Origin of the sequence: Sulfitobacter donghicola DSW-25 = KCTC 12864 = JCM 14565 (genome assembly GCF_000622405.1) — a bacterium.
GTDB classification, from domain to species: domain Bacteria; phylum Pseudomonadota; class Alphaproteobacteria; order Rhodobacterales; family Rhodobacteraceae; genus Sulfitobacter; species Sulfitobacter donghicola.
This window is the reverse complement of the sequence record NZ_JASF01000005.1, coordinates 2423834-2438915: the sequence shown is the minus strand read 5'-3', so window position 1 is coordinate 2438915 and position 15082 is coordinate 2423834. Positions and strand designations below refer to the sequence as shown.

General features: G+C 57.0%; 17 protein-coding genes. 14 read left to right on the top strand and 3 right to left on the bottom strand.

All coding sequences use genetic code 11. The annotated features are described in order from the left end of the window. Window positions 1-21 precede the first annotated feature (21 nt). A complete protein-coding gene (locus Z948_RS18130) occupies window positions 22-2730 on the top strand; it encodes a UvrD-helicase domain-containing protein (RefSeq protein WP_052033110.1) in 2709 nt (902 codons plus the stop codon). Here the strand turns inward: Z948_RS18130 and Z948_RS0113170 are convergent. After that, window positions 2727-3368 (bottom strand): hypothetical protein, encoded by a 642-nt coding sequence (locus Z948_RS0113170; RefSeq protein WP_025060027.1) that lies wholly within the window; start codon window positions 3366-3368, stop codon window positions 2727-2729. The genes Z948_RS18130 and Z948_RS0113170 overlap by 4 nt on opposite strands. 158 nt (window positions 3369-3526) lie before the next feature. On the opposite strand from Z948_RS0113170, the gene Z948_RS0113165 reads away from it, so the two are divergent. Further along, window positions 3527-3739: a helix-turn-helix domain-containing protein gene (locus Z948_RS0113165; protein WP_025060026.1), complete on the top strand. Its 213-nt coding sequence runs from the start codon at window positions 3527-3529 to the stop codon at window positions 3737-3739. A gap of 2 nt (window positions 3740-3741) precedes the next feature. Next, on the top strand, window positions 3742-3942 hold the full coding sequence (locus Z948_RS0113160; RefSeq protein ID WP_025060025.1) for a hypothetical protein: 201 nt from the start codon (window positions 3742-3744) through the stop codon (window positions 3940-3942). 89 nt (window positions 3943-4031) lie between these two features. On the opposite strand, the gene Z948_RS0113155 is transcribed toward Z948_RS0113160, so the two are convergent. Both Z948_RS0113155 and Z948_RS18125 read right to left on the bottom strand, forming a co-directional pair. After that, window positions 4032-5804: an ATP-dependent nuclease gene (locus Z948_RS0113155; protein ID WP_081784062.1), complete on the bottom strand. Its 1773-nt coding sequence runs from the start codon at window positions 5802-5804 to the stop codon at window positions 4032-4034. 159 nt (window positions 5805-5963) lie between these two features. Next, a complete protein-coding gene (locus Z948_RS18125) occupies window positions 5964-6287 on the bottom strand; it encodes a hypothetical protein (protein WP_025060023.1) in 324 nt (107 codons plus the stop codon). Between the two features lie 163 nt (window positions 6288-6450). Here Z948_RS18125 and Z948_RS0113145 point away from each other — a divergent pair, with 163 nt between their 5' ends. From Z948_RS0113145 to Z948_RS0113095, 11 genes are all read left to right on the top strand, one after another. Further along, entirely contained in the window at window positions 6451-6777 is a 327-nt protein-coding gene (locus tag Z948_RS0113145) for a hypothetical protein (RefSeq protein ID WP_025060022.1), read from the top strand. A gap of 64 nt (window positions 6778-6841) precedes the next feature. Then, window positions 6842-7420, top strand: coding sequence for a lytic transglycosylase domain-containing protein (locus Z948_RS0113140; protein ID WP_025060021.1), 579 nt, complete (start codon window positions 6842-6844; stop codon window positions 7418-7420). Then, entirely contained in the window at window positions 7420-7710 is a 291-nt protein-coding gene (locus tag Z948_RS0113135; protein ID WP_025060020.1) for a TrbC/VirB2 family type IV secretion system protein, read from the top strand. Before Z948_RS0113140 ends, Z948_RS0113135 begins: the two co-directional genes overlap by 1 nt. Window positions 7711-7717: 7 nt before the next feature. Continuing rightward, the gene (locus Z948_RS0113130) at window positions 7718-7996 is read left to right on the top strand and encodes a VirB3 family type IV secretion system protein (protein WP_024096577.1); all 279 of its coding nucleotides are present in this window, start codon (window positions 7718-7720) and stop codon (window positions 7994-7996) included. Next, window positions 7986-10352 carry a VirB4 family type IV secretion/conjugal transfer ATPase gene (locus tag Z948_RS0113125; protein ID WP_025060019.1) on the top strand — a complete coding sequence of 789 codons (2367 nt, stop codon included), beginning with the start codon at window positions 7986-7988 and terminating at the stop codon, window positions 10350-10352. The genes Z948_RS0113130 and Z948_RS0113125 overlap by 11 nt, the downstream gene beginning before the upstream one ends. Then, window positions 10345-10503: a hypothetical protein gene (locus Z948_RS18955; RefSeq protein WP_024096575.1), complete on the top strand. Its 159-nt coding sequence runs from the start codon at window positions 10345-10347 to the stop codon at window positions 10501-10503. Before Z948_RS0113125 ends, Z948_RS18955 begins: the two co-directional genes overlap by 8 nt. 46 nt (window positions 10504-10549) lie before the next feature. Beyond that, window positions 10550-11644 carry a lytic transglycosylase domain-containing protein gene (locus Z948_RS0113115; RefSeq protein ID WP_052033132.1) on the top strand — a complete coding sequence of 365 codons (1095 nt, stop codon included), beginning with the start codon at window positions 10550-10552 and terminating at the stop codon, window positions 11642-11644. Continuing rightward, complete coding sequence (locus tag Z948_RS0113110) at window positions 11641-12420, top strand: type IV secretion system protein (RefSeq protein ID WP_025060017.1); 780 nt, start codon at window positions 11641-11643, stop codon at window positions 12418-12420. Before Z948_RS0113115 ends, Z948_RS0113110 begins: the two co-directional genes overlap by 4 nt. 4 nt (window positions 12421-12424) lie before the next feature. Beyond that, on the top strand, window positions 12425-13075 hold the full coding sequence (locus Z948_RS0113105) for a VirB8 family type IV secretion system protein (RefSeq protein WP_025060016.1): 651 nt from the start codon (window positions 12425-12427) through the stop codon (window positions 13073-13075). A 3-nt stretch (window positions 13076-13078) separates the two neighbouring features. Further along, window positions 13079-13774 (top strand): TrbG/VirB9 family P-type conjugative transfer protein, encoded by a 696-nt coding sequence (locus tag Z948_RS0113100; RefSeq protein WP_025060015.1) that lies wholly within the window; start codon window positions 13079-13081, stop codon window positions 13772-13774. Further along, window positions 13767-15080, top strand: coding sequence for a TrbI/VirB10 family protein (locus Z948_RS0113095; RefSeq protein WP_025060014.1), 1314 nt, complete (start codon window positions 13767-13769; stop codon window positions 15078-15080). Before Z948_RS0113100 ends, Z948_RS0113095 begins: the two co-directional genes overlap by 8 nt. Window positions 15081-15082 lie beyond the last annotated feature (2 nt).

Sequence of the window (15082 nt, the reverse complement as noted above, 5' to 3'; positions counted from 1 at the left end):
GCACGCAGGAAAGAGCTCGAATTGATTGAGTGGATTATTGGAACGGCCGTACTCGGCGGCTTGCTGTTTGGTGGTAAAGGGGAATCGAGAGACCCCGGCCCCAAATTGGCACGCACTAGCTTAAAGCTAGTGGAGCCACCGCTTTCAATAACCAAAGACTCTGAATACTCCGCATGGCGAGCAAAGTGGGAAGGCGAAGTTGACCCAGATCGGTGGGTCCCTAAAGGTGCGGCCGAGAGCATTATCCGACGCTTTCCACCATTTAAAAACGGGAGCGAAGACGCTGAACCCACTTCGCAACATCCGCGTTTTCAAAAGGCTCTTTCGAAGGAGTTCGATGCGGCCAACGCCGCTTTCGGCGAAAAACAGAAAGACCGATTGAGTAATTTTTTTTCGTCAGTCGAGCGGAACCCTCTCACCGATGAGCAAATGGATTGCTGCATCTGCATGGATAACGCGCTTCAAATCGTTGCCGCTGCAGGATCCGGTAAAACATCAACTATCGTTGCACGGGTCGGGTACGCGCTAAAGGAAAGCTTGGTCCCACCCGAGGAGGTTTTGATTCTTGCGTTCAACCGATCAGTAAAGGACGAACTGGAAACGCGCATCAAAGAACGCCTTGGTGATTTTCCCAATGTTCAACGCATTAATGTAAAGACATTCAATGCTTTCGGCTTGGAGGTAATCGGCAAGAGCACCGGGCGAAAGCCAAGGTTGGCTGACTGGGCTGAACCAGGCAAAGACGTTCAAGCCATCTCAGAAATTGTAGAAGATCTTCGCCAACGCGATCCCCGCTTCCGGCTTGACTGGGACCTGTTCAGAACGGTTTACGGTCGCGGCATCGATGAGTGGGATAACCTCAAACAACCGCAAACCGACGTCTTAGGTAAAGGCAGTATTCCAACTGCAGACGGGAAAATGGTTAAGAGCCAAGAAGAGCGCATGATCTGCGATTTTCTCTTCTACCACGGCGTGTCATATGAATACGAACGAGCATATGAACACGACACTGCAACCGAAGAGCACTCCCAATACCATCCTGACTTCTATTACCCCCGCTTACACCTCTACCACGAGCATTTTGCGCTAGACGCGCGCGGCAGGGCACCGGCCCATTTTTCCGGCGACTATGTTTCGGGTGTCCGCTGGAAAAGGGAGCTACACAATGAAAAAGAAACCCAGCTATTCGAAACAACCTCGCATGGCTTGCGGAACGGAAGCGACCTAGACCGGCTGAAATCGGAGCTCGAGAAACATGGCGAAGTTCTAGAGTTCGACGAAAACCGCAAATCCACCGGCCAAGAGCCTATTCCAACCAAGCAACTAGCCTCGACGATCCGTGCTTTTCAACAGCATGTCAAAAGCAATGGACTGAGCCCGAGCGACTTGCACCATAAGATTTCTGATCACGAGCGAGGCCACCGCGACCGGCTAACGCGCTTCGTTAAACTCTACGAAAGGGTCGCCGAGGAATGGCAGCGGCGTCTTGCTGTCGAAAACTGCATCGATTTCGATGACATGTTGCTCGATGCGATCAAGCACCTGAAAGAGGGGGCATATCAAAGCCCCTTCAACATGGTTCTTGCGGACGAGTTTCAGGATGTTTCTCAGGCGAAGTTACGTTTACTCAAAGCTCTCAAAGAAAACGCAGGGACTTCTGCAAGCTTGTGCGTTGTTGGCGACGACTGGCAAGGAATCAATCGTTTCGCTGGTGCCGATATTTCTGTCATGACCGGTTTTGACCGAACATTCCCGAACGCCACACAGCTCACACTTAGCAAAACGTTCCGATGCCCTCAGGTTTTGTGCGAAGCATCCAGCGACTTCATCCAGAAGAATCCGACCCAAATAAAAAAGACTGTCGAAACCACCAACACCTATGAAAGAGCCGGACTTCATACATTTGCAGCCGAGACGATGAGTGGCGCTCTTGAGCGCATCGAGAAGGATCTTAGGCAGCTGCATGGTGCCGCCCAAAACGGCCAACTTGACGTTCCCAAAGGCAACAAAATCACCATCATGCTCTTGGGCCGTTATCACAAGGATAAACCCGCCAGCTTCAACAGTTGGAAGCATGCCTATGGCGATCAGCTTGAGCTCAGCTACTCTACTGCCCATGCAGCAAAAGGCCTCGAGGCTGACTATGTGATGCTTCTCAACGTCACCGAAGGCTTGATGGGTTTTCCAAGCCAAATCGTTGACGACCCTGCATTGCTGCTCGCGATGCCAGAGCCCGATGACTTCCCGCTGGCTGAGGAGCGCCGCCTTTTCTATGTTGCCCTGACACGCGCCCGCCGACAAACGCGCATCTACACATTGCAGGACAAGCCTTCGAGATTTGTCGTCGAGCTCGCCAAAGATGGGCATACCGAGATAAAAAGCGAAAAGGCTACGTTGAAGGTTTGCCCAAAATGCGGGGCTGGCACACTTAGCCAAAAGAACGGACGATTTGGGCCGTTCGAAGCGTGCAGCGCGCATCCAGAATGTGATTATACCAAGCGACTACTTTCGGTTGGTAGAGGCCGCGCTTTAGCGGTGAAATCTGTTCGACTAAAAGAACCCATGGCTAATGGGGCGAAATGCCCAACATGCAATCAAGGCACCATGGTTCCACGAATGGGACAAAACGACGAACCTTTCCTTGGGTGCTCTTCCTTCCCTCGGTGCAGAACAACCGCCCAAGTCACCAAATCGAGAAACGGGAATGGAAAAAAGGGCAATAGGCATTAGTAAGCCACCCACTCATATCCATGGTTGCCTTCGTGATCTTCCCATTCGACACCGACCCCGCGCCGCCAATTTGATGATGAACATCGCCGCGACGGCAAAACCCATTGCGGGGCGGCCACTGGTGTCGTGCGCTGCCAGCCAAATTCACCCTGCGTCCCATAGGTTCCGAGGCGCATGTTGTAGCTCTCAGAGCAATCATCGTCGCGACCACGTTCGCGATGACTGTAGTACCGCACATCCCAGACGCGGATCGAGCGCACGAAATCGAATTCCAGGCCACTGATGTCGATATCGGCACCGCCTTCGACCACCAGAGCCAGAGTGACTTGGCCGAGTGTCTGACCATTTTGGTTGCTGGCCTCCGAGATATTAGGGGCCGTACTTTGCAATGGCGCGCGCTCAGAAACACCCATCGGGCAACGCCAAATTTGCAACGGCGGCTCAATCGGCCAGGGCGTGATCCGACGGATGAACACGGCACGAGCATGAGCACATTCTGCTGACGCGGGCCACCCACCAGCCAGGCAAAGCAGAATGGCGCAGTCAACCTGATAGGCTCTCGCCGCCTGCGGAGCCACGGTTGAAAGCAAAGCCAAAGCAACTCCGGCAGTCCAATTTCTGATAAGTTTGCACCGCATATCAATCAATACCCTTTGATTACATTACTGCATTATTGATACACTAACTCCAGCCTCAACCTTCACACCATATGCGAGCATTGGGTTTATGATGTTCGCGCGCGTTTTGTGGAATATATTCCGTAGAGCGGTTCTTGTGATCTGGCCGAATACAGGCCATGAAATTACGGGAACAAGTAGGGTTAAATATCCGGAATCTAAGAAATTCCAGAGGGTTGAGCCAAGAACAATTAGCATTAGCTGCTGACCTGGATCGTAGCTACATCAGCGAGATCGAACTCGCCAAAAATTCAGCATCAATCGATGTTCTGGAGCGGATCGCGGATGCTCTCGAGGTCGACCCCAAGGAATTGTTTAACGAGAGGGGCTAGTTTTGCCCGAATTTGACAGTGTTCGCAAAACGGCCGAGGCCATCGGTCGCATTACGTGTATCAGGACTGGCGAAGAAATAGGTCTGCTGTATCAGTGGGATAACGGCGAGACGCAGGCCGCGATTTTTGAGGACGGCTCAACCGAGTCGCCAGACTGCCAAAATCAGGTCACTGAACCGAGCCTATCCGCAAAGCGCAGCTAATGACCGGAAAGAGCACATCTTGGTGGAACTTTGCGCTCGCTGAAGCGTCGGCCGAAGGCTTGGCTTAAAGAACGAAGCCGTTGATAAACCTACACCTTAGATTGCTTTATTTTTTCAGGCAGTCCCCGCCTTATCCTTTTGTATGAATTAGGAAGGCCTCGTGGATGCAGCCCTCTGGTCGTTCCAAGGACGGAATCCTGACGCTTTAGTTGTTTTCTGCGATTAACTAGAATTCCTTCGGATGAACGCTCTGCGGCGGGCATGCCCAGCCTGTCATACAGAATGTTCTTGGCCGTCTCTGAGCCGACAAGGTCAATGTCCATCGACCAGCGGAAGCAAAACACGCCAACGGCTTCAAGAAGCGGCATGGCACGTGAGTGGTTGGTGAAGAAGTAATCGAGCAATTGCTCCCTCGCCCCCTCGTCGGGCAGCATTTCTTCGATGAGGCATGAGTCTTTGTACTCTCGCCTGTATCGAGGGAAACCGTTGGCGTCGCGGCTGGAGGACAACTCATCGTTTAGGTAGGGCATGAAATAGTCCTTGTCGACGACGGACGCAAAATTGATCCTAAGCTCTCGAAGTAGATAAAAGGCGTGCGGCAGTGAGTCGACGCTATCCAGGCTGATGATAGACACACTGTGTTCCGCAAAACTTAGCCCACCGTCTTCTGCCAAGTAGCGCACCAGCTCCGCATCGATCGGCCCCTCGGTTAGGATCACGTAGTCGGCGAAGAAGAATTCGGAATTTCGTCGGCGATGAAAGTTATAGTATCTTTCTCTATCGATGCCCTTTTCTGCCCAGAACCCGCCCGGCAGCTGGGTAACTGTGATTTCAAACCCGCGAGTATTGGAAGAAACCCTTCGGCAAAGCGCGACCTCTTCGTGCTCTAGACTGTCGATCATTACGGTCGAATGGGTAGTGAACAGCACCTGAAGCGGGAGTTCCTTTAACGCCGCAAGTAGTGATCGCTGAGCTTGGGGGTGCAAGTTCTGTTCAGGTTCCTCGACTCCCAAGATGTATGTTCCACCCAATGCTTCGGCCAGATAGGAATAAAGGCCGATTGCAGCAAGGCTCTGGGTGCCGCTTCCACAGTCGGAAATGTCCACCGATGTCTGTCCATCCACGACGCGCAAAACAAGATCCTGAATCAACAGGCCGTAGTCAGGGGGCGAGGAATAGTCCAATTCGAACTCAAAAGATCCGTTGAGGTGGGTAAGCCCTCTTAGATGCTTGCTCAGCCCCTTGAAGGTGCGTTCCTTAATGATCGTTGTGGCGTTCGCCACCTTCGGAGAGATGTTGTCCCTCTTCTTTGTGTAGTCCTTCACCCAGGTTCTTACCGCAGCTTGAAGAATGCTTTCTTTGCCCCACTGGAAAACGGCTTCGGTGCGACCCACAGGAATGTAGACATAGCGAATGTGAGATTTCAAAGCTTCTAGGAAGCCTTGCGGCGGCGTCTGCCAAACCCCGTTATTAAACAGCTCCCAGTTGGCCGTCTTCTTGTACTTCAATCGAATTCGAACACTGCTGCCACCCGCGACTGCCCTCGGCAAGTCACACGCGGCCGGGGTGTCCGAAAACTCCAAATCAATAATAGCCGTCGATGTCTTCTGAAAAGCATGCCTGGATGCTTCGAAATGCTCACGTTCATCTTCAAAATTGAAGAAGGCATTAAGCGCCCGCAAGATTGAAGATTTACCGCCACTGTTCTGACCTACCAGCGCAAGCTCCATCCCCACATCGATCTCGGCCCTCCGGATACCCCTGAACTTCTCAATGCGAACTTTTACAAGTTTCAAAATACCCTCACATGAAAACCGTTTTTTTGCGCCTCCGTTCTTCACGCAAAAGTTGCGTAAGTCCACCTTTGAGTTTTGAGCAGTTGCACCGAAGGAGCAATAGGCGAGCGCCGAAACGAGTCCATTTCATGGGACCCAGTCACATCATTGAGTGAACTGCGTTGCGAAGAAGCCTAAAAACAACGCCGACAGCGTTCTGGGCTAAGCGCGGCCATTGCCGCACAGCTATCGAACGACAGCATCCCTCCCAGACGAAAAGATTGTTTGTCTTCCAGCATCCAGAATCTCCAAAACGCGCGCGTAGTCTTCGCTGGCTGCACGCGCCTGCTCAAAAACCTCTCGCCGCTGCTGATCCATGCAACGGAAGTACCGCTCGACATCGGTAAAATACGTCTCCGCATCGCCCCTCAGCAGGTCCGCATAGGCCCGTACGTCATCGGCATTGGTCGGCATCCAAGGCGGCGCAGGCGGCAGGCAACTGCCCGAGATCGCGGCAGAACCCCAGCTCAGAACGACCATAACCGCCCATGTTTGTTTCAAAATAAGCATATTATCTTGGCTCAGCCACCCCGTTGCAGTAGATTTGTTTCAACGCATGAAAGGCGCAATAATTCAAATTGCACCTATTGATTGCGAGATTATAATATTGTATCGGTTCGGTAGTCCATGAGGGACTGCCGGGTCCATGCACAATTCTGCAAGGCTCGATCTTATGAATTTGATGCAAGACGCCCCCAATGTTGTCAGTGAAGACGGGCTGCGCACGCTGCTTGCCGAGGGTCATTCGGCGGATGTTGTGTGCCGGGTTACGCCCAAACGTACAGGTGCTCAGTGGTCCGGAGTTTGGACCGTGCATTGCGTCTCGCCAGATGGCGAGACGCGTCGCCTGCTCGTTACCGCGCGCAACAATATGGCCGCCCGAGAATTCAAGACAATCAACGGCTTATCCAGCTTCCTTGCGGGGCTTGGCGCTTCGATCATTTCTATCCCCATGTTTGAGGGCGAAGTCGCCTCTCACAAACTGGACGTCGCGGGCTAGAATACTTGCCGTCCTTGCGGTATTCCTTGCTGTCCCCGCCTATTCTGATGGCTTCGTACTTTCCATGCGGGCCGATGGGCAGCTGGAAACCAAAGCACCACAATCCGGCTTTGCCCAAAACTATGTCGACGGGATTGGCGCAAACCCACCAGAGCTTGTCGTTTTCGCAGCGCCAGAACCTGAAGCGTCTTCACCTGCACCCACCCGCGCAGCTCCCCGCCCCGAAATCTTAGCAGCCCTCGAAAGCACCGCGCATCGCTATGGCGGGCACCCCGCATTACACCGCGCTGGTCTGTCTGTGTCCGAATGGCAGGCGCTCTTCCAAGCCAATATTGAGATTGAAAGCGCCTATCGCCCGAATGCGCGCAGCTCGGCAGGCGCGATTGGCCTCGGTCAGTTGATGCCCGCGACGGCAGCACAGCTCGGCGTTGATCCACATGATTGGCAGGCCAACCTCGATGGCTCTGCCCGCTACCTTCTGATGATGCTGGCGCAGTTTGGCGCGCCCGAACTCGCGCTTGCCGCTTACAACGCGGGGCCAAACGCGGTCGCGCGCTATGGCGGTATTCCTCCCTACCGAGAAACCCAAAATCACGTGCGCCGCGTCATGGCTGTGCGTGACCGACTGACTGGAGCCTCCTGATGCATATTCAATTTCGCACGATCCTGTCGCTGGCTCTGGCCAGCTTGATGATTGCCAACCCGGCCTTTGCTCAAAGCATCGACCTCTCGCCGGTGCAGAACCTGTTGCAGGGCATCGTCGACACGATCACCGGCCCCTTGGGCATCGTCATCGGCACCCTGGCCTTGATTGGCGTGTTCCTCTCCTGGCTCTTTGGCATTCTGGATTTCCGCCAGGCCCTCTGGGTGCTGGTTGCCATTGCAGGCATCGCAGCGGCACCCACCATCGTGACCGCCATCTGGGGCGCGTAAATCTGGTATGGCAACGCAAACCCGCCTCTTCCTGGGCCTGATCCGGCCACCAAAGCTCATCGGCTTGCCGATCATGTATGCCATGGTTTGGCTCTTCGGGTTTGTGTTGCTGTTTCTGTGGGTCCAGAGCTGGCCGGTAATCATTATCGCCGCTCTGGCCTATCCCGCACTATGGAAAGCGGCGGATTGGGATCCGGCCTTTCTTGAGGTGATGGTCACCGCGCTGCAGGAAACGCCGCCCACCCCGAACCGCAAGATCCATTCGGGGGACAGCTATGCTCCATGACCCTTCGGATGACCTTGCCATGTTGCCAGATTGGGCGCGCAAAGAGCTGCCGATGGCCAGCATGCTGCCCTATGTCAGCCTCGTGAATGACGTGACGATCCGCACGCGCGGCAATGCACTGCTCCAGTGTATCCGCCTTGACGGGGTCAACAGCATGACCAGCGATGACACACATTTGGAGAAGATTCGCGCGCTCTTCGCAGCGATCATCGCGCAGATCGGACCAGAGTACAGTTTCTATGTGCACAAGGTCTCAAAAGCGATCGAGACCGCCTTGCCACCTGTGCCTGAAGAAGGGTTTGCGCAAGCATTGGATGCCCGATGGCAAGCGGCCATGACGCGGGCGGGCCTTCGAGACAAAACACTCACGCTCACGGTGCTGAAGCGTCCACCCTTGGGCGCGCAGCTGCGCTTAAAACGTGCAGATTCAATCGCACAGCTGAAGGAACAGACGGCAAAGCAGCTGCGCAAGCTCGAAGAGGTCGTCGGATTTCTGCTGTCATCTTTTGCCGAGATGAACCCGCGCCTGCTTGGGGCTGAGAGCGGCGAACTGCTCGGGTTCCTCGGGGCGCTCAATATTGGTCAGGAACGGCCGCTTTTCGCAAAATCCCGCTTTGGCATCATTGCCGAGGATGTGGCCAACACGCGCGTCACGTTTCAGGGGCGAGGCTTTACGCTCGACGACGGGACGGCGGGCAAGCGGTTTGGTACGAGCTTTGCGATCAAGACCTACCCGGCCAAAACCAACTGCACCATGTTCGATGAGCTCAACCTGCCCGTCGACATGGTGGTCACGCATTCCTTCACGCCGATCAACAGCAATTTCATGGCCAGCCGGATTAAGCGTCAACAGCGCCTGATGAAGGCCAGCGATGATGGCGCGATTTCGCTCGCCGAAGAACTGGTCGACGCGCTCGACGATCTGGAATCCAAGCGGCTCAGTTTCGGCGACCATCACATGACGGTCACGGTTTTCGCCGAGACCGAGGAAAAGCTGGAAGCAATCGCCGCCGAGGTACGCAACATCGCAGCCAGTGAAGGCGTAAACCTAGTGAACGAGAGCTTTGCGGCGCGCACCCACTATTTCGCGCAACATCCGGGCAACGGGCAAATGCGCAGCCGCAAGGCCGCCATCACCAACACCAACTTTGCTGATCTCGCGGCGCTGCATCGTGGTCAACTGGGGAAACCCGGGCACAAAGTGCCTTGGGGCAAGCCGATCACTCTCTTCCCGACGCCTGAACGCTCGGGCTTTCTGTTCAACTACCATGAGACGGGTCAGCCAGACAAAGAGCCGACAGGCGGGCACACCTTGATCCTAGGCCGCCCTGGCTCGGGAAAATCGGTCTTGTCAGCCTTCCTCATGACCCAAGCCCGTCGCTGCGACGCGCGCGTCTTTGTCTTCGACTATCGCGCAGGCATGGAAATGGCGGTGCGCGCCAATGGCGGGCGCTACAGCGCCATCAAGGCGGGTGAAGCAACCGGCCTCAACCCGCTCCGCACGGAAATCGACGGGCGCGGGCAAGCCTGGCTCTCCGATTGGTTGGCCACGCTGCTGCATCGTGCCGACAAGCCCCTGAGCCCGGTTCAGATCAACCGCATCCAAGAAGTGGTGCGCCAAAACGCCGGGGCGAGCGATGCCGCCCTCCGCAACTGGCAGGATCTGGCCTCGCTCTTTGTGGCCGGGGCGGATGAAGGTGATCTGTTCGAACGGATCCAGGAATGGACCGCCGAGGGCCGCTACGGCTGGATCTTCGGTCAAAGCGCTGAGGATACCTTCTCGCTCGATGGTGATGTCGTGGGGTTCGACCTGACCGGTATTCTCGACAGCGAAAGTGAGAAGGAACGCATGGCGGTCCTGTCCTATCTGTTTCGGCGGGTGGAGCGCGTGATCGAGGATCGCAAGCCGACGCTGATCATCATCGATGAGGCCTGGAAGGCTCTGGATAACCCGTATTTTGCGGATCGGCTGAGCAATTGGCTCGTGACCGCGCGCAAACAAAACGCGGTCGTCGTTATGATGACCCAATACGCAAGCCAGCTTGAGAAAACCCGCATCGGCAAGACGATTGTCGAGGCTGTGCCGACGCAGCTTCTGCTACCCAACATCCGCGCCTCGGCCAGCGACTACACCATGCTGGGGCTCACTGAAAAAGAGCTCAGCGTTCTGCTCAGCACAGGCAGCAATTCCCGTCTGGCGCTGGTGCGTGATGATCAAGGCTCGGTGGTGATCGACGCTGATCTCAGCGCGCTTGGCCCCTACCTCACGATCCTTGGCGGCATGGAAAAAGGCGAAGCGCTGGTGGGCGCGGATTACCGCCAGAACCTCGATTTTTGGAGACAGATTGATGCGTAGACTTTGCGTGCTGACCCTCACCCTTTTGACCCTGACAGCCTGCGCGGAATATCGGCCGTCTGAAGCCGAATGCTTCAACTCCTTTGCCGAGGTCAGCCGCAGCAACTGCAATTTTGAACTGCTTGGGCCGATTGGTGGTCTCGGTGAGTAGGCACCGCCTGCATATCTTTGCGGGCTTGGTGTGGTTCGCCGCGCCAATGGCCTATGCCCAAGGCGTGCCCACATTTGATGCGGGCATGTTCTTGCAGCGCGAGCGGGTCTTGCGACAAGGCGAACAAGATCTGGCGCTGCAGCGGGATCGGCTGACCAAAGAAGAAGAGCTTGAAGAGCTCGAGCAAGAACAACTCCAGGCACTGGAAGACATTTTGGGTGCCGCAACGTTGGCCAGCGGGAATTCTGGCGCGCTGGTCGCGAGTTTGGAAGTTGGTTCATCGCCTCGAAACGCTGCAGAGACGCTTTACGGCCCGGTTGACCCAAACCCCGGCGCAGCCCAAATGTTCGGCGATGCCTCCGGCTCAATCGAACTACTGATCATTCGCGCCGCTCAAGAAACGCACCATATGTCCGGCGTGCGCGCGGCGGGTCTGTCGCCCAAACAGTGGCGGTGCTTGTTGCAGGCGCTGATCTGGCAAGAAAGCCGTTTCACCATCGGCGCGCGCTCCCCTGTTGGTGCATTCGGCCTGACCCAGATCATGCCCGGCACAGCACAGGATCTCGGGATTTACCCGGCCTACTATGAAAACCCCTACATCCAGGTCACCGGCGGCGCGCGCTATCTCGCGCAGATGCTGGCCATGTTTGACGGCAACATCATTCACGGTTTGGCCGCCTACAATGCCGGTCCCGGAAATGTGCAGCGCTACGGCGGCGTGCCCCCTTTCGCTGAGACCCAGCACTACGTTCAGGTGATCCCCAAGCGCTACAATCTCTACCTTGCCCGTGTCGGCGGCGTGGACGCGCTTGGCACCATTGATCCAGTTTTGCTCACCAACTCGACCATGAGCCTGACCTCGTTCGGTGCAGGGGTCTATGGCGACTACTCATTGGTCTCCGTGCAAGCAGCCGCGCTGCGCGTTCAGGACATCATCAGGCGCATTGGCGAAACTTACGACATTCATGCGGCCATGTCGCTCAACACCTACGCGAGGGCTGAACTCGCGCGCCTTATCGCGATCCGCACCCGCCTCAAGGCCGCCCATACCCGCCCGCTCAGCGCAGCAGAGCTGGCCATGGCGGCCGTTCAGGCGCGCGAACAAGACTTCATGCAATTCGATCTGGAGGCACTCCGATGATCCGCTTTCTTACTACCGTTGCCACTTGCGCGCTGTTGGTTGCCTCACCCCTATTTGCCCAAGGTGTCCCCACGGTCGACACGCGCAACATCGCGCAGGAAATTCGCCAGCTGCAGCAAATGCTGGAGGATTTCGGGATCCAGACCGACCAGCTCGACACGCTTCTCGACCAGCTCGACCTGGTGCAGCAGCAACTCGACACGCTCAACGAGACTTACGCGGCCCTGACCGGCGCAACTGACATCATCGAGATGGCCATGGGCGGTGATCTTGATGGGCTTCTCGATCAGGAATTCGGCGATCTTCTGGGCACCATCAGGCAAATCCAGAGCGGCGATTTCAGCGGCCTGATCGGCAACGCGGCCCCTCAGATGGAAGGGCGCATGACACAAGCGCTGGAGGATGCAGGCTTTGACCAAGACAGCCTATCCGACATGGCCAGCAGTGGCAATCCAGGGGCGGAGCGCATCGCCAGTCAGGCAGGCACCGGGGCGGTGATGTCAGCGGCGGCCGAGAACAGCTATGACGAGGCCGCGCAGTCCCTTGAACGGGTCGAACAACTGGTCTCACTGATCCCGGATATGGAAACGCTCAAGGAAGCCGTCGATCACAACACCCGCGTCACAGCCGAGCTTGCCATCGCAATGACGCGCATTTGGGAGCTCGAAGCCATTCAGACCGTTGGCGCGGGCCAATCCGGCGTGGTGGATGCCGCTACTCTGGCCGAAGAGCGCCGCTACATGGACTTCACCCTGCCAGAGCTGCGTGCGGACTGACCATATGAACAGCGAGGCAGAAATCATCGAAGAAGAGCTCGTCTATGGCGCACGACGGCGCGAGCTCATGTGGCAGAAACTGGGGCTGACAGGCATGGCGCTTGGCGTGGCAGGTTGCCTCGCCGCTGCCCTCGTTGCCCTGTTCGACGTGGACCCGCCGCCCATGATCGTGCCCTTTGATAGCGAAACCGGCATGGCCCTCCCCAATGCCATGGTTGAAACGGTCTCACTCACGGAACGCCCCGCTATCATCGAGGCACAGGTCTACCGCTATGTCATTGATCGAGAGACATACAATCAGCTCGACAATGATGTGCGTGTGCGGCGGGTCCTGGATCAGTCGGACGGAGCTGCGGCCGCAGGACTACGCGCGCTTTGGACCAGCGATCACGAGGCCTATCCGCCGGACAGCTACGGCACAGATGCCCGTCTTGATGTCGAGGTTCTATCGATTACCCATATCAGCGCCAATCGTGCCCAGGTGCGCCTGCGCAAGCGGCTTAATTCACCGCGCGGCAGTCAAAACGGGCTCTTCACCGCAACGCTGATGTTTGAGTTCCGGCCCGAGAATAGCCGGTCGATCGACGATGTCTGGCAGAACCCCTTCGGCTTCACCGTCACCGAATACGCGATCCGCTCGGATCGTTTGGAGTAACCCATGCGCCGCCTGTTCCTGATCCTCGCTTTCCTCGTACCTCTTGCTGGCACCGCCAATGCAGAAACGCAGCCGCGCCAAGGCCCCTATGATGCCCGCGTCCGGCTGGCCACCTATCAGGATGGGCAGGTCTACCGCATCCGCACCAGCCTGACCCATGTAACCAGCATTGAATTCGGTCAGGGTGAGACCATCCGCTCGATCGTCGCGGGCGACACTGAAGGGTTTCTCCTGGACGGCGTACCCGGCGGCCAGGCCTTTGCGATCAAGCCAGTCTCGCGCGGCGCGCATACAAACATCACCGTCTACACCAATCGGCGCAGCTATTACTTTAACGTCACCGAGGCGAGTTCGCCGACCTTCTACGTCATTCGCTTCACCTATCCCGAGGCGGCCCCTCGGCAATCGCGTGTGGCTGCAGGCGCGCCAGCAAATCACGCCTATGGCGTCAGCGCACGATCCGAGATCACCCCGCGCGAGATTTGGGATGACGGCGCATTCACCTATTTCCGTTTTGCCGCGAACGCACCGCTTCCCGCGATCTTTCGATGGTCTGGGGGCAATGAGCGGAGCGTGAATGCGCTCGCGCGGCCAGACGGCGTGATCCGCGTGTCAGGTGTCAGCGATCGATGGGTTCTCAGGCTCGGCGAGGACGAGATTTGCGTGCAAGAGATGAGCGAGGCAAACCACGATGAGTGAATCAACTGAGCTTAAGAAACGCCTCGAAGCGCTTGAAGAAAAACCACAAAACCCAAAGGCGCAGCCATCTTTTTTCGCCCTCGCCCTGGGCATTGGGGCAATCGCGGCTCTTGGCGGTCTCTTGCTATTGCTTTCTGGCAGCTCTGAACCCGATAGCCTGGAAACCGCGTCCCCGGATGAGTTCCAAGCAGCGGGACCGGGCTTTGGTGCGCTCGAGCCCACGCCTGCACCGATTGACACAACCCCGCCGCCGGAGCCGGAACCAGACAGCGAAACAGCAGATCTGCGCGCGCAAATGGACGCCATGCGGTCGGAGCTTGAAGCCCTGCGCAACGCACCTGTACTTGAGGCTCCGGCCGTCGATACAGAAGCGCTGGACACATTGGGTGCAGAGATCGATGCCCTGCGCAGCGAGGCAGCCGCAACACAGGCCGCCATGCGCGAGGAGCTGGAAGAACGTGCCCGACAAATCCAGCGACTGCAGAACGATCTGGAACTTGCACGCCTAGAAACGCCGCGCACGCCCGCACCAACCGGCCCAACGGCCGAAGACCTGCGACTTCAGGAACTCGAGCGGCGGCGGCAAGCGGAGCTTCAGGAGCTCCAAGCCCGTATTGCTAGCCCAATCATCGCCTATGGCGGTTCCGGTAACGGCAACAATGAAACCGCCGCGCAGCAGCGTCGGCTTGATGGCGACACAGAATTTGTTCGCAACGGCGCTGAACCTGCTGAGGTGACGCAGGCCCAGTTGATCGTGAACCCGTCAAATACGGTGGTTCAGGGCACGATGATCCAGGCCGTGCTTGAGACCGCAATCGACAGCTCGCTCGCCGGTCAGGTCCGTGCGATGGTATCGGAAGATGTCCACGCTTATGACGGCACAAGGATCCTTATCCCGCGCGGCGCGCGCCTCATCGGGCGGTATCAATCCGGCCTCGACATAGCGCAGCAACGCGTGACCATTGCTTGGGACCGGATCATTCTGCCCAGCAACCAGACCGTTGAAATCAGTGCCTTCGGTGGCGACGAACTGGGGCGGTCCGGCACAACTGGATTCGTCGACAGCCGTTTCGGCACGCGGTTTGGGTCAGCCGCCCTGATATCGCTGATCGGAGCGTTGCCCGCCGTGGCAGCCCAGAACACCGAAGATGAGATCGCCTCGGATGTCCTTGAGGGCATTGGCGAAGACCTGCAAGACAGCGCGCAAAGCGTGATTGGCGAATACCTCTCCGTCTCGCCCGTGATCTATGTCGACCAAGGAGCCCGCGTCACAGTGATGGTCGACCGCGATCTGGAGATCTTCTGATT

Excerpts from the sequence above, each read along its gene's own strand:
- Z948_RS0113170 (WP_025060027.1), bottom strand. The coding sequence starts at position 3,368 with ATGCGGTGCAAACTTATCAGAAATTGGACTGCCGGAGTTGCTTTGGCT.
- Z948_RS0113165 (WP_025060026.1), top strand. The coding sequence starts at position 3,527 with ATGAAATTACGGGAACAAGTAGGGTTAAATATCCGGAATCTAAGAAAT.
- Z948_RS18125 (WP_025060023.1), bottom strand. The coding sequence starts at position 6,287 with ATGCTTATTTTGAAACAAACATGGGCGGTTATGGTCGTTCTGAGCTGG.
- Z948_RS0113145 (WP_025060022.1), top strand. The coding sequence starts at position 6,451 with ATGAATTTGATGCAAGACGCCCCCAATGTTGTCAGTGAAGACGGGCTG.
- Z948_RS0113140 (WP_025060021.1), top strand. The coding sequence starts at position 6,842 with ATGCGGGCCGATGGGCAGCTGGAAACCAAAGCACCACAATCCGGCTTT.
- Z948_RS0113135 (WP_025060020.1), top strand. The coding sequence starts at position 7,420 with ATGCATATTCAATTTCGCACGATCCTGTCGCTGGCTCTGGCCAGCTTG.
- Z948_RS0113130 (WP_024096577.1), top strand. The coding sequence starts at position 7,718 with ATGGCAACGCAAACCCGCCTCTTCCTGGGCCTGATCCGGCCACCAAAG.
- Z948_RS0113125 (WP_025060019.1), top strand. The coding sequence starts at position 7,986 with ATGCTCCATGACCCTTCGGATGACCTTGCCATGTTGCCAGATTGGGCG.
- Z948_RS18955 (WP_024096575.1), top strand. The coding sequence starts at position 10,345 with ATGCGTAGACTTTGCGTGCTGACCCTCACCCTTTTGACCCTGACAGCC.
- Z948_RS0113115 (WP_052033132.1), top strand. The coding sequence starts at position 10,550 with ATGGCCTATGCCCAAGGCGTGCCCACATTTGATGCGGGCATGTTCTTG.
- Z948_RS0113110 (WP_025060017.1), top strand. The coding sequence starts at position 11,641 with ATGATCCGCTTTCTTACTACCGTTGCCACTTGCGCGCTGTTGGTTGCC.
- Z948_RS0113105 (WP_025060016.1), top strand. The coding sequence starts at position 12,425 with ATGAACAGCGAGGCAGAAATCATCGAAGAAGAGCTCGTCTATGGCGCA.
- Z948_RS0113100 (WP_025060015.1), top strand. The coding sequence starts at position 13,079 with ATGCGCCGCCTGTTCCTGATCCTCGCTTTCCTCGTACCTCTTGCTGGC.
- Z948_RS0113095 (WP_025060014.1), top strand. The coding sequence starts at position 13,767 with ATGAGTGAATCAACTGAGCTTAAGAAACGCCTCGAAGCGCTTGAAGAA.